The organism is Fictibacillus sp. 23RED33 (assembly GCF_015903925.1).
In the GTDB taxonomy this organism is placed as follows: Bacteria; Bacillota; Bacilli; order Bacillales; family Fictibacillaceae; genus Fictibacillus; species Fictibacillus phosphorivorans.
This window is the reverse complement of record NZ_JACZDX010000002.1, coordinates 417,769-431,552: the sequence shown is the minus strand read 5'-3', so window position 1 is coordinate 431,552 and position 13,784 is coordinate 417,769. Positions and strand designations below refer to the sequence as shown.

Sequence of the window (13,784 nt, the reverse complement as noted above, 5' to 3'; positions counted from 1 at the left end):
AAGAGACTTAATTTAAGTAATTTAAATCAGTTTTAGGATTTTTCCTGTAATGAGTAATTCCACGAACGGCGATTACTGAATAAGGCGAAAAAGTAAACGACCAGAAAAAGATGAACTGCACCTGTTAGTGGTGTCTAACAATTGGGGTGCAGTTCAAAAAGATCTGGTCGTTATTTATGTCATTTACATATCCATTTATAGTGCTATTCCACCTGCTAATTGACTTGGGAATTACGATTTTCTCCTCCAAAAGAGAATCCGCTATGAAAATCTACCACTTTTTTCAAGCATTGTATGAATGATCGAACGGCTACTTTAGTTTCTTTTCCGCTTCTTTTTTAAAGGTTCCCAAACAAAATTTGTCAGGAACATATTGAGAAGTGAAATGATGACTGCAGCGAGTAATGCCATTCCAAATCCATCAATGTTAAACGAGCTACCCATCAATTCTGCTGTTAATGATAAAAGCGCTGCGTTTATGACGATTAAAAATAATCCTAAAGAGAAAATGGTCACAGGCAATGTCAACAGGACCAGGATCGGCTTTAGAAAAACGTTAAACAGTGATAATAAAACGCTGGCTAGTAATGCAGCACTGATGTTTTCAATATGAAAACCATCAAAATACCCTGCCACAACCATTAGCGCAACGGTGTTGATCAGTAAAGAAGCAAACCAGCTCATCATTTTATACGCCATCCTCTGGCATAACAGCTAGCGCGATGATATAGGCTAAACCAACTGGGATAACCGCTGTAAACAGTGCAAGTGCTACTGTTCCTAATCGTACAACCGTGGGATCCACATTCATATACTCCGCAATTCCACCGCAAACTCCTGATATTTTAGCATCGTTCGATCTTTTTAGTTTTTTCATGATGTATGTCACCTCTATTTCGCTTTTAGCACCACAACAGAGCCTGTTTTTGCTTCCGCCTCCAATTTAAAAGACGGCCAGCTCTTACCTCCATTCGCGATAAACGAAAGAAACTTTCGAGTCACTTCTTTCTTTTCTTCTCGCACCTCAACGGACTCAAAATCACAAACAAACCCACCAACGATTGTTTTGAGAACGGCATCAAGCTCAAGTGTTTCTGGAAATTCAGTTTCTATTTTTCCCGTCACCGTCTTAAAAGATGCATACCCTTCTACTGCTGAAGCAAAACGGCAGTATATCGAACCATTTATGGTTTCTGAGCGTACTTGTGATGCATCTACAGTAAGACGTACAGGTCCGTTCATCGTTTCTGCTTCTACGTCCTTAAACTGACAATCGTTAAGTGTTAATGAGCCGTTAGCTGCCGAAGCTTTCACGTTGTCCCCTGTACAATGGTTCATCGCAATTGCTCCTACAGTTGTTTTGACCGTAAGCGTTTTTGCATGCGAATCACTTATTTTCACAGGACCATTAAACGTTGTAATCTTGATCTCGTCATAAGCTTCTCTTGGAATTGAAATAACGGCGTTCACCTTTTGATGCTTGTTTCTTGAATAGAATCGCATCTTAGTCGCATCACAATCATAGAACGTTTCATTTCTGAATTTCGTTTTCGCTGAAGATCCTTCAGGCACTTTATAAACATGAGCATCGCATTCGACTTGGACGTCTTTTCGATCCCATGGTACGACCGTAACTGAACCGTTGTATACTTCGACATCCATTGCCTGAAACATGACATGGCTATCTTGAAAGACATAATGAACAGGTTCAGAAGGTCCGAAATTCAGATCAAAATCAACCGTCTTGATTCGTTTTACAACACGATCAAAAAACTTTGCCACTTTATAACCGGAAGTGGGAAGTTTGACAGCAGTCGCACCGTTAACGGCTTTATTTTTGAGATTGAGAGGACTGATCGAGCTCAGCTGCAGCTTCTTCTTATCGTTAAGGGCATACAAAAGTTTCTCCGCCTCTTCAACAGAGATCTTACCTTCATTCAGCATGTTTAAAATCATTTTGCGTTCTTCCATACATTGACGCCTCCTTTTTGGGGTTCCGTCACCGGCGTCGGCTGATTCTAAGATGTCTGAGACTTTCCGGTATTACTTGTACAAAAATAGATTATGAGACGATTACCTTTATCCCTTTAACAATATTCCAGATCATCACAATTAATGTCAGTGTTCCAAAAATGAGTGCACTTATAATAATAGCGATAAGATGATATTGCGTTTCAAAAATGATAATAATACCTAATGGAACAGCGATAACGGGAAATAGATGGGACAAAAATGATCTCTTAGCGTGCTCCATCACTTCAGGCTCATCTGCGATTAGATATACAGCGATCGGAAATAAAAATGGTGCGAAAAACAGACTAAAATAACATAGTGCAGAAATAGCTTTTTTTGAGCCTTCCTTCATGAAACAAGACCTCCTGCTTTAATAAAACCATAGCGAAACGGGACTACAAGCAAAAGAGGCATGTGCCTTTTTTACTTCGACCCCTTTAAACAATCTTCCTTTATCTCTATAGCCATTCGACATAACTTCTAAAATTCCGTATCATAATGACAAAAACACCCAAGGGAGCTACCACCATTGAAACAGATTCGAACATTAAAAATACTGTTTTTAGTATTAGCTATACTGATGATCACTAGCATTATATTCGGCGTTATGACTGAAGATGCTATGGAACTCACAGTTAGTGACCGAATTCTAGCGGGGATATTCGGCACTTTCATCGTAATGTTGATAAACTATGTAATCTACAAACTTCTTTCTAAGATATGGAAATAAAAACACCTATCTATTTTATACGAAAATTGTCGTTTTGAGGAGATTTTGTTTAAGAAAACTATGAAAAAGGAATGGATATACAAATACGACAGGAGTGATTTATTATGGCTGAAGAGAAAAAGAAACAAAAAGGCAAAATGGACAATCCTGAACAATACAAAACTGACCAACAAAGCTTGTTTGATAAATTTGAAAGTGAACAAAATGTAGATTCTATTCCGATGGAAGATCTTAAACAAGAAAAACGCGAAGAAAAGGACAAGAAAGGTACGAAAGATTCTTCGTCCTCAGAGGAGAAATATAAATAATTTCTAAGGTTCACATACACTTTCTCATATTTTGAGAAGGTGTATTTTTTTGTAGTTTTATTTAACTAATTGCATAGCAAAAAAGTCCTATTTCAATTAGTTAAATCCTACTTTTTCAATATATTTGTTTCATAAATGTTTTAACTAGACGATATTTAAACTGTAGTATAAAAGTCTTACGAGTTTATATGACTTCATCTACAAATTTCTTATAAAAGGGTGATGAATTTGAAAGTTGCTTTCGATACGTTTAAAGCTGTTGAGTTTAAAATTGGCAGTGAGGAATTGGCGTTTCATGTTGAACAAGTATTATCGATTGAAAAAACACAGCGCGTTACCGTCGTACCAGCCATGCCAAAGCACGTTCTAGGTGTTATAAAGCTACGAGGCACAATAACTCCGGTCATTAATCTAAGCACCCTCTTATTTTCAGATTTAGATTTAAATCCTCATGATTATCAGCTGGATAAGTACATTGTAGTCAAATATGATAAAAAGCCCTTTGCATTAGTAGTGGATGAAGCAACTGATGTATTAGATATCCCCCATGATTCTATTCAAACAAACACTCTCACAGATAAAAAAGTTCCTTCCTACCTTGCTGGTATTTCCAAGTTAGAGAACAGATTAATAACCTTAATTGATGCAAATCAGCTATTACTTTCAATGGCTTCCATCTTAGAATATGAATCAGATAACCATTATGTAGGGAGTGAAGAAAATGAAATTCAGCATTCGCGCTAAATTGATCAGCAGCTTCTTAATCATATTAAGTCTATTGATTGCAATCAGTGTTGTAGCATTCATTAAAATGGACGGCATGGGGAAAAAAGCGGAAGAAATAAACGAAGTTTGGACACCAAGTCTCGTCTATCTTGGAGGGATGAACGGAAATATTTCAGATATTCAACGAATTCTACTTAAACTGATCCTTACAGATGAGAAAGCAGAAATCGAACGTTTAACAGGAAGAATAGATGAAACAGTTACAGAAATGAATGAAAGAAGTGGAAAGTATGCACCACTTATTGATAGTGAAAAGGAACAAAACGTTTATGACTCCTTCGTAGCAGATATCAATGCATACATAGTTGGAATTCCTTCTGTTTTGGAAGCAAAGCAACAAAACAATTTAAAACTTGCAAATGAATTTCAATTGGAAATATTTCCATTATGGACTCAAGCAGACGACAACCTGCGCTCTTTAATAGAAATCAATGAAAAAGGAGCGACATCTGCAGCCAATTCTTCCGTTGAATTGTTTAAAGCCGGTGCTAAATTCGTCACTGTGTTTTCAGTAATTGCGGTACTGCTTGGTTTTGCAGTTGCACTGTATATATCTCATTTAATATCTAGACCACTTCTTCTACTTTCTCAACAAGCCGGTCTTATTTCAAAAGGCGATTTAACCGGTAAAACCATCTCTGTGAAAAATAGAGATGAAATCGGTGAACTAAGTCGTTCATTCGAACAGATGAAGAATAACTTAGTCCTTCTCATCACCCAGATTAAAGGCAGTTCACAGATGGTCGCTGCTAGTTCAGAGCAACTATTGGCAAGTGCTGAGCAAAATAGCGAAGCTACACAACAAATCGCCGGAAGCATTCAAGAGATGGCTAGTGGTTCAGATCATCAAGTGAAAAATGTTGGGGAGAGTTCACTCGTCATAAGTGAGATGAGTGCAGGTATCCAGCAAATCGCATCAAATGCTCAGACGGTATCTACGACTTCACAAGATTCTCTTCAAATGGCATATGAAGGTAATCAGTCGATGGACAATATGGTTAAACAAATGGAAACCATCGATCAATCCCTACAACAAACCGGAAGAGCCATACAAAGTTTAGGAGCTAGGTCTTTAGAAATTGATCAAATCGTAGAAGTGATCACAAACATCTCTTCTCAGACCAACCTCCTTGCCCTAAATGCGGCCATAGAAGCTGCAAGAGCAGGAGAACATGGTAGAGGATTTGCGGTAGTTGCAGATGAGGTTCGAAAGCTAGCTGAACAGTCAGCAACCTCAGCTAATCAAATCAGTCAGTTAATTCATTCCATTCAAGTAGATACGAATGATGCTGTACAGTCCATGGAACTTGGAAATAAAGAGTTGGTACTTGGAATCTCGTTAGCTCAGTCTTCGGGGGAGTCATTCCGAAGGATTCTGTCTTCCATCGAAGAAGTCTCTCAGCAAGTTAGTGAAATTTCAGCTGCATCCGAACAAGTAGCTGTGGGAACAGAGCAAGTTGTAAAATCGATTGATTTTGTTTCTGAGCTAGCCGTATCATCAGCATCAGGCGCACAGAATGTATCTGCTGCAACGGAGGAACAGCTAGCTTCCATGGAAGAAATCGCTTCGTCTGCAAATTCCTTATCTACCATGGCAGAAGAATTACAAGAGGCCACTAGTCAGTTTAAGGTATAGCATCAAACAGCATAGTTATAGAATGGGGACTATCGAGCTCATCACATCTTTTTAATAAACGTTTCACTCTATTAATAGAAATATATTTACTTAGTGAGGTGCCCATATCCTATGATTCACATTTTAGTGATCGATGATGATATGATCTTTAAAGATTCTTTGCAGCATATGCTTTTAAATGAAATGGATGAAATTTCAATCACATCCATTGAAAGTCATAAACATAATCCACTATACAAATTGGCCAAAAACATAGATATTGTTTTTATCGATTTAGGAATCAAGCATTTCAATGTGATGGAGGTGATTCAGCATTTTATAAAGCAAGAAATTAGAATTGTTCTTTTTGTTCCAAGCTTAGATCAACAGGGTCCTTTGCTTCTTGAATGCTTAACCTTCAAAATTCACGGTGTCCTTCTAAAAAATATGGATCCTAGTCTCATGATGCACGCTATTGCACTGTTATTTTGTGGACAGAATTATATGCCACAAGCAGTGTCCTTCATGATATGGGAAGAATACATTCTTCTAAAAAAGCCATTATCTCGTTCAAGACCATATGATCTATTAACTGAACGAGAATGGGAAGTTCTTGAATTGCTTTCAATCGGGATGAGTAACAGAGAAATTTCCCAGTCCATTTTCCTTAGTGAGAACACGATTAAAAATCATGTCGCCTCTCTATTAAAAAAACTAACTGTAAAGGACCGGACTTCAGCTGTAATAAAAGCGTATCAAAATGGCTGGATCAAAGGAATAGCACCCTTCCTTTCAACCCCTATCTTTTAATAGAAAAAGGACGGTGAAATCATTTCACCGTCCTTTTACTTACTTCTATTTAATCGTTTCTTTTTCTTTGATCTTTCCAGTCATCCGTTTCTTATCACGTTTTAAGATCGGAGCAAGATAACGACCGGTGTGAGAAGCTTCAATTTCAGCTAACTCCTCTGGGGTTCCTGCACCAACGATCATACCGCCCTTGTCCCCACCTTCTGGTCCAAGATCAATTAAATGATCACACTGCTTGATAACATCAAGGTTATGCTCGATAACAAGTACAGAGTCTCCGTTATCAACAAGTCTTTGAAGTACGACAAGTAAGCGTGAGATATCATCAACGTGAAGACCCGTTGTCGGCTCGTCTAGAATGTAGATCGTTTTTCCGGTAGAACGCTTATGAAGCTGAGACGCGAGTTTTACACGCTGTGCTTCTCCTCCTGAAAGAGTTGTAGCGGATTGACCGAGCTTAATATAACCGAGACCAACATCAAGAATGGTCTTTAGCTTACGATTGATCTTAGGGATGTTGGCAAAGAACTCAACAGAATCTTCTACCGTCATGTCTAAGATATCTGCGATGTTTTTCCCTTTATACTTCACTTCTAATGTTTCTCTGTTATAACGTTTACCATGACAAACTTCACATGGTACATATACATCTGGCAAGAAATGCATTTCAATTTTAATGATTCCATCACCGCGGCATGCTTCACAACGTCCACCTTTTACGTTGAAAGAAAAACGTCCCTTTTTATAACCACGTACCTTTGCTTCATTCGTTGATGCAAACACATCACGAATATCATCAAATACTCCAGTATATGTCGCTGGATTTGATCGAGGCGTTCGGCCGATTGGAGACTGGTCGATATCAATAACTTTATCAACATGCTCTAGACCCTTGATGGACTTATGTGCACCCGGCTTGTCCTTTGCACGGTGCAGCTTTTGTGCAAGAGCTTTATGCAGGATCTCATTCACAAGCGTACTTTTCCCGGATCCAGAAACACCTGTAACTCCTGTAAATAAACCTAATGGAATTTTTGCGGATACGTTTTTCAGATTGTTTTCTGTTGCACCTTTAACCTCAATATATCTTCCATCTGGTTTACGTCTTTCTTTTGGAAGGGGGATAAACTTTTTACCAGACAAGTACTGTCCTGTAAGCGAAGCTGGATCTTCCATAATCTCTTGTGGAGTACCTTGTGATGTGATCACGCCACCGTGAGCACCTGCACCAGGACCAATATCAATGACATAGTCTGCCGCAAGCATCGTATCTTCATCATGCTCTACGACGATCAACGTATTCCCAAGAGAACGCATTTCTTCGAGTGTACGAATCAGTCTGTCATTATCTCTCTGATGAAGACCGATAGATGGCTCATCTAGAATATAAAGCACACCCATTAATCGTGACCCAACTTGAGTCGCAAGTCGAATACGCTGTGCTTCACCACCAGATAGAGTACCAGCTGCTCGGCTTAGCGTCAGATAGTCTAGTCCTACATTAATCAAGAAACCTGAGCGATCCACGATCTCGCGTAGAATGAGCTTCGCGATCGCACGTTCTTTATTCGTCAGATCAAGGTTATCGAAGAATTCTTTTGCTTCTGTAATGGAAAGAGAAGTCGTTTCACCGATATGCCTTCCATTGATCAGAACAGAAAGAGCTTCTTTTTTCAGACGATGCCCTTTGCATGTTGGACATGGCTTTTGCGCCATATATCCTTCCATCTGCTCACGGATATAATCTGAACTCGTTTCACGGTATCTACGCTGAATGTTGCCTAATACACCTTCAAATTGAATCTCGTTCTTTCGTACCTGACCGAAATCATTTTTGTACGTGAAAGTAAGGTACTCTTTACTTCCGTTCAGAATTTTATCCATCTGATCTTTTGGAAGATTTTCAACCGGTACGTCCATATCAATACCAAAATGGTTACAGATGCTCTCTAAAAGCTGCGGATAATATTGAGAGCTGATGGGCTCCCAAGGTGCGATGGCGTTATCACGTAAAGAACGACTCCAGTCAGGGATAACGAGCTCTGGATCCACTTCAAGCTTTACTCCTAAACCATCACATGAAGAGCACGCCCCGAACGGACTGTTAAATGAAAACAGGCGTGGTTCTAGTTCACCAATCGAAAATCCACAATGAGGACAGGCGTGATTTTGAGAGAATAAAAGTTCCTCTTCTTCCATGACATCAACAACAACACTTCCTCCACCAAGGTTGAGTGCTGCTTCAAGAGAATCAGCTAGACGAGTAGCGACTCCTTCTTTTACAACGATACGGTCGATCACGATTTCAATGGTATGCTTTTTATTTTTTTCAAGCTTAATCTCTTCAGATATCTCACGCATCTCACCGTCTATGCGGACGCGAACATACCCTTGCTTCTTAATATCTTCAAGCGCTTTAACATGTTCCCCTTTTCGACCGGAAACAACAGGTGCTAAAATTTGAAGCTTCGTACGCTCAGGATATTCTAAAATCCGGTCTACCATTTGTTCAATCGTTTGGGAAGTGATCTCCACGTTATGAACAGGACATACTGGTCGTCCGATACGAGCAAATAGAAGTCGAAGATAATCATAGATTTCCGTAACCGTTCCAACTGTTGAACGAGGATTACGGCTTGTTGTTTTCTGATCGATCGAAATCGCCGGTGACAGTCCTTCAATCGAATCCACATCTGGCTTATCCATCTGTCCGAGGAACTGACGGGCATAAGCAGATAGAGATTCAACGTAACGACGCTGCCCTTCTGCGTAGATAGTATCAAAAGCCAGTGAAGACTTACCCGAACCAGATAAGCCGGTCAAAACAACCAGCTTATCACGTGGGATCGTAATATCTATATTCTTTAAATTATGGGCTCTAGCACCCTTTACAACTATGTTTTGGTTGGTAGCCAACTGCAATCATCCTTCCGCTTTTAACTCAAGTATGAGGTCACGAAGCTCAGCTGCACGCTCGAATTGAAGGTTCTTTGCAGCATCCTTCATCTCTTTTTCCATACGCTCGATAAACGCTTCGCGATCTTTCTTGCTCATCTTTTGCTTAGGAGCTTTTGAACTTGTATACGTTTCTGTATCTTCGGCAGCTTGTGTTGCACGAATCACATCACGCACTTCTTTTTTAATCGTAGTAGGTGTGATTCCATGCTTTTCATTGTGCTCCATCTGCTTCTGACGTCTGCGCTGCGTTTCATCGATCGCAATCTGCATGGATTTCGTAATTTTGTCTCCATACATGATAACGTGACCGTTTGAGTTACGCGCGGCACGTCCGATCGTTTGGATCAACGAACGCTCTGAACGTAAGAAGCCTTCTTTATCTGCATCTAAAATCGCAACGAGAGACACTTCAGGTATATCCAGTCCTTCTCGCAACAAGTTTATTCCGACGAGTACATCAAACACACCGAGACGAAGGTCACGGATGATCTGAATCCGTTCTAACGTCTTAATTTCTGAATGCAAGTAACGAACTTTTATACCAAGCTCTACAAAATAATCGGTAAGATCCTCAGACATCTTTTTCGTTAGAGTAGTAACAAGAACTCGTTCTTTGTTTGCGATTCTTTCGTTGATCTCACCGAGCAAGTCATCGATCTGACCTTTGATCGGACGAACTTCTAGTGTAGGATCAAGGAGTCCTGTTGGACGAATGATCTGTTCAACCGGATCAGGTGCGTGTTCGAGCTCATACGGCCCTGGTGTTGCTGATACGTAAATATGCTGAAACTTTGTATACCGCTCAAATTCGTCAAACGTTAACGGTCGGTTATCTTTTGCAGAAGGCAGTCGGAACCCGTGATCGACAAGAACCCCTTTTCTCGCTTGGTCTCCATTAAACATTCCACGAATCTGTGGAAGAGTAACATGGGACTCATCGATAACAATCAGTGAATCATCAGGAAAATAGTCTAGAAGTGTGTATGGCGTCGACCCTAATGGTCTAAGCGTCAGATGAACCGAGTAGTTCTCGATCCCTGAGCAAAAGCCCATTTCCGCCATCATCTCTAGGTCATATCTTGTACGCTGTTCGAGACGCTGTGCTTCTAACAGTTTTCCAGCTTCATTCAATTCTTTTAGGCGATCTTCAAGCTCAGCTTCGATGCGCTTGATCGCTACCTTCATTTTCTCTTCACGTGTTACGAAGTGGGAAGCCGGGAAAATGGCAACGTGTTTACGTTCACCTAGAATTTCGCCTGTTAGTGCGTCCACTTCTGTAATTCGGTCGATCTCATCACCAAAAAACTCCACACGAAGACAATGTTCGTCACGTGAGGCTGGAAAGATTTCCACGACATCTCCTCTAACTCGGAACGTACCTCGAGTAAAGTTAATATCATTTCGGTTGTATTGAACATCTACGAGATCACGTAAAAGCTGATCACGGTCTTTCTCCATTCCTTCTCTTAAGGAGATCACCATGTCTTTATATTCTTCAGGTGAACCTAGACCATAAATACACGATACGCTGGCCACAATAATAACGTCTTTGCGTTCAAAAAGTGATGAAGTAGCCGAGTGGCGAAGTTTATCGATCTCATCATTAATGCTTGCATCTTTTTCGATATACGTATCAGAATGTGCGATGTACGCTTCTGGCTGATAATAATCGTAATACGATACAAAATACTCAACTGCGTTGTTCGGAAAAAATTCTTTCAACTCACTGTAAAGCTGTCCGGCTAATGTTTTGTTATGAGCAATAACAAGAGTCGGTTTGTTTACTTCCTGAATAACGTTGGATACCGTAAACGTCTTCCCTGTTCCGGTCGCACCAAGCAGGGTCATACTCTTCTTTCCTGCGTTTATATTGTTCACAAGATGTTGGATCGCTGCGGGCTGATCCCCTTGTGGCTGATAGTTTGATTTGATTTCGAACAATTGACTTTGACTCACAAAACCGAACCTCCGTTCCTAAATTCTGGTTACTCAAATTATAGCACAGCCCATATCCAAAAACCTAATAATTACGAACAAATATTCGCAGAAGTTTCTGGAAGGAAAGTAAAGTGTTATACTTAAAGGTAGGCGCTTGTTGGGAAATGAATTGTGTGGGGTCTGACCCCATTTCCCGCTAGCATTACCAAGGCTTTCGGAAAAATTGTAAAAGGTGTGTCCCCTTTAAAGGAGTTTTAAAATGGAGTTTTTTTATATACTGCTAGGTTTATGCATCGGCATCTTTTCAGGCATTTTCGGAATAGGTGGTGGCTTTATTCTGACACCTGTTCTAATCTTGTTCGGTCTCCCGCCTCTTTCAGCGATCGGGACGAGTCTTATGTACTCAATCGGGACAAGTGTTTCAGGCGTTGCTGCTCATCTTAGATTTAAGAATATTATATGGAAAACTGCTGCTGTTTTAGGAATTGTAGGAATCGTTGCCACACAGGTCGCTCATCCACTTGTAGTATGGTTAGAGAAGATGGGTTACGACGATACAATCATCCCAATATTTTATATTGTTCTTCTTGCCTACTTTGCTCTTTCCCTGCTTTATAAGCAAACAAAACGCAAGAATCTAGCGCAAAGCACTACTGAGATCTATTTCTCTTGGCCAAAAGCAGTCTTTATTGGATTTACAGGAGGATTCATTTCTACGACATTAGGAGTCGGCGGAGGATTTGTAATGGTTCCAATGCTCATTTCTTTAATGAAGTTCCCTTCTAGAAAAGCGGTTGGGACGAGCTTAGTCAGTGTGTTTTTCATCGTAAGTGCTGGTTTCTTAACGTACGCATCAAGTGTACAGATTGATTATAAACTTGGCCTCCTGCTTATTTTAGGGGCGTTGGTCGGGACTCAACTAGGTGCAAAGCTCACAACCATCTATTCCAGCGAACAGATTCAAAAATATCTAGGTGCTCTCTACATCACGATCTTAAGCTCAGTAGTACTGAAGCTCGTTCATCTTGATAAAGCTGGTCTAGGTATCATCACACTATATGTGCTATCCATGCTCGTACTTTTCTTAAAAGAAACGATCACTCATACAAAAAGAAAGACGTCTACCTCGTGAAGGTGACGTCTTTTTTTATCTTACTTTTCTTTTTTGTTTGTTATAAATTTTAAGTCCCAGTAAGAAGCCTATGATCGTAGAAATTACGGCAACGATTTGGAGAGGCAACGGTTGATTCAAGCCATCAAAACCAAAAATTAAGATAACAACAGTAATCGCTAAAGGTAAGTACTTAGTAAACAACACTCTATTAAATAGCAGCTGTAGACCAAACGGCAATAAAGCTGCGACAATATACTCCAACATGAAACGAAGAACCCCTCTCCTTGAACACCAAAAAACATAACTTTTGTAAACGTTCTATTATACCTCTCTAAATTTAACAAAACTCACTGGACAAAAACAAGGAAATTGTTGCGGGAAATAAATTGTTTGGGGTCAGACCCCTTCTCTTTGAAACTTTTTGTTTAAAAGTACGTACAGTAGGATAATGCTTGAAAAGGACGAATATGATTAACAAGGATCTTCAAAGGAGATGATTTTTCATGTTAAAGAAACTATTAAAATCACTATTAGGTCAAAGCAGCCATAAGAGGTACAGCAGCTCAGGCTACAAATATAAGAAAAGCTACAAGAAATACAGCAGCAGTGATTTTGGCAAGAAGCATTATGGTGGATATGGACACAAGCATTATAAAAAGAAAAAGAGAAGCAGCTTCTTTAGCTCCTGATCTGAGTAGCATTCAAACAACATGATAGCTGAACTATGGAAAGGTATGCAAAGAACGTTTTGGGACAGACCTATTAAAGCTAGAAACCTTGTTCATGATCAATATCTTATTCAAGAAGTTCTAGGAATGGGTAGTTACGGTATTACGTACCTAGTACTTGATACGCATACAGATGAGATCATCGTACTAAAACAGCTTCGGAACACTAAAGCAAAGACAACAACAGGTCTTCTTTCTTTCCAAAGAGAGTCTCAAATTTTAGAAGCACTGCAGAAACACCCTGTGCCGAAGCTATTGAATACCTTTCAAGATGAACAAGGTCACTTTATCGCTATGGAATGGATCAAGGGAGACACATTCGAAGACCTAATTTTTCGTGATAATCAAACATTCAACGAAAAAGAAACAATCTCGATATTGCTAGAGCTTTTAACTATTACAGAACGCTTTCACCAGAAAGGGATCATACATCGAGACCTTCGAATTCCAAACATCATCCAACGTAATAAAAGACTGATCGTGATTGATTTTGGGCTTGCTTGTTATTTATCAGACATAGACCATGAGATTGAAGATCCACATGAGCATCCGGAGAAACTTCGGATGCGGGCTGTTAAAGTGGAAAGCGACCTGTTTGCTCTCGGTCATTTTGCCTTGTTTCTTCTTTACTCATCTTACGTGCCCCAAACGAAGAAAGAGGAGAGTTGGGAAGAAGAGTTAGAAATTTCATCCTCACTTAAATATGTTCTTCGAAAAATGCTTCAACTTGACGAGCCGTTTCATTCGGCATCGGACGTTCAAAAAGCATTGCGCTCCATATAAA

At 39.8% G+C, this 13,784-nt stretch carries 15 protein-coding genes; 8 read left to right on the top strand and 7 right to left on the bottom strand.

Translation table 11 applies throughout. From position 1 onward, the window contains the following. Nucleotides 1–315 precede the first annotated feature (315 nt). The 4 genes from IHV09_RS10420 to IHV09_RS10405 all read right to left on the bottom strand — a co-directional run bounded on the left by IHV09_RS10420 (nt 316) and on the right by IHV09_RS10405 (nt 2,365). On the bottom strand, nt 316–687 hold the full coding sequence (locus IHV09_RS10420) for a phage holin family protein (RefSeq protein WP_197264449.1): 372 nt from the start codon (nt 685–687) through the stop codon (nt 316–318). A gap of 1 nt (nt 688) precedes the next feature. Beyond that, entirely contained in the window at nt 689–877 is a 189-nt protein-coding gene (locus tag IHV09_RS10415) for a PspC domain-containing protein (protein ID WP_137791660.1), read from the bottom strand. Nucleotides 878–891: 14 nt separating this feature from the next. Beyond that, a complete protein-coding gene (locus IHV09_RS10410; RefSeq protein WP_197193447.1) occupies nt 892–1,971 on the bottom strand; it encodes a DUF4097 family beta strand repeat-containing protein in 1,080 nt (359 codons plus the stop codon). Nucleotides 1,972–2,062: 91 nt separating this feature from the next. Next, nucleotides 2,063–2,365, bottom strand: a complete 303-nt coding sequence (locus tag IHV09_RS10405; RefSeq protein WP_197129265.1) for a DUF4870 domain-containing protein — start codon at nt 2,363–2,365, stop codon at nt 2,063–2,065. A gap of 177 nt (nt 2,366–2,542) precedes the next feature. Here IHV09_RS10405 and IHV09_RS10400 point away from each other — a divergent pair, with 177 nt between their 5' ends. From IHV09_RS10400 to IHV09_RS10380, 5 genes are all read left to right on the top strand, one after another. Beyond that, on the top strand, nt 2,543–2,743 hold the full coding sequence (locus IHV09_RS10400; protein ID WP_197264448.1) for a hypothetical protein: 201 nt from the start codon (nt 2,543–2,545) through the stop codon (nt 2,741–2,743). Nucleotides 2,744–2,847: 104 nt separating this feature from the next. Continuing rightward, on the top strand, nt 2,848–3,051 hold the full coding sequence (locus IHV09_RS10395) for a hypothetical protein (protein WP_197129261.1): 204 nt from the start codon (nt 2,848–2,850) through the stop codon (nt 3,049–3,051). A 228-nt stretch (nt 3,052–3,279) separates the two neighbouring features. Beyond that, nucleotides 3,280–3,795 carry a chemotaxis protein CheW gene (locus IHV09_RS10390; protein WP_197264447.1) on the top strand — a complete coding sequence of 172 codons (516 nt, stop codon included), beginning with the start codon at nt 3,280–3,282 and terminating at the stop codon, nt 3,793–3,795. Beyond that, the gene (locus IHV09_RS10385; RefSeq protein ID WP_197264446.1) at nt 3,773–5,473 is read left to right on the top strand and encodes a methyl-accepting chemotaxis protein; all 1,701 of its coding nucleotides are present in this window, start codon (nt 3,773–3,775) and stop codon (nt 5,471–5,473) included. Before IHV09_RS10390 ends, IHV09_RS10385 begins: the two co-directional genes overlap by 23 nt. Before the next feature lie 111 nt (nt 5,474–5,584). Then, a complete protein-coding gene (locus tag IHV09_RS10380) occupies nt 5,585–6,262 on the top strand; it encodes a response regulator transcription factor (protein WP_197264445.1) in 678 nt (225 codons plus the stop codon). 45 nt (nt 6,263–6,307) lie between these two features. Here the strand turns inward: IHV09_RS10380 and uvrA are convergent, their stop codons facing one another. Both uvrA and uvrB read right to left on the bottom strand, forming a co-directional pair. Continuing rightward, nucleotides 6,308–9,178, bottom strand: coding sequence for an excinuclease ABC subunit UvrA (gene uvrA, locus IHV09_RS10375; protein ID WP_197129257.1), 2,871 nt, complete (start codon nt 9,176–9,178; stop codon nt 6,308–6,310). Nucleotides 9,179–9,184: 6 nt separating this feature from the next. Then, on the bottom strand, nt 9,185–11,176 hold the full coding sequence (uvrB, locus tag IHV09_RS10370; protein WP_197129254.1) for an excinuclease ABC subunit UvrB: 1,992 nt from the start codon (nt 11,174–11,176) through the stop codon (nt 9,185–9,187). 241 nt (nt 11,177–11,417) lie between these two features. Here uvrB and IHV09_RS10365 point away from each other — a divergent pair, with 241 nt between their 5' ends. Next, entirely contained in the window at nt 11,418–12,290 is an 873-nt protein-coding gene (locus IHV09_RS10365; protein WP_197193443.1) for a sulfite exporter TauE/SafE family protein, read from the top strand. Nucleotides 12,291–12,305: 15 nt separating this feature from the next. On the opposite strand, the gene IHV09_RS10360 is transcribed toward IHV09_RS10365, so the two are convergent. Beyond that, nucleotides 12,306–12,536: a DUF2198 family protein gene (locus IHV09_RS10360; protein ID WP_197129247.1), complete on the bottom strand. Its 231-nt coding sequence runs from the start codon at nt 12,534–12,536 to the stop codon at nt 12,306–12,308. A gap of 239 nt (nt 12,537–12,775) precedes the next feature. On the opposite strand from IHV09_RS10360, the gene IHV09_RS10355 reads away from it, so the two are divergent. Then, the gene (locus IHV09_RS10355; RefSeq protein ID WP_197129244.1) at nt 12,776–12,961 is read left to right on the top strand and encodes a hypothetical protein; all 186 of its coding nucleotides are present in this window, start codon (nt 12,776–12,778) and stop codon (nt 12,959–12,961) included. 21 nt (nt 12,962–12,982) lie between these two features. Continuing rightward, complete coding sequence (locus tag IHV09_RS10350) at nt 12,983–13,783, top strand: serine/threonine protein kinase (RefSeq protein WP_231618254.1); 801 nt, start codon at nt 12,983–12,985, stop codon at nt 13,781–13,783. Nucleotide 13,784: the final 1 nt, after the last annotated feature.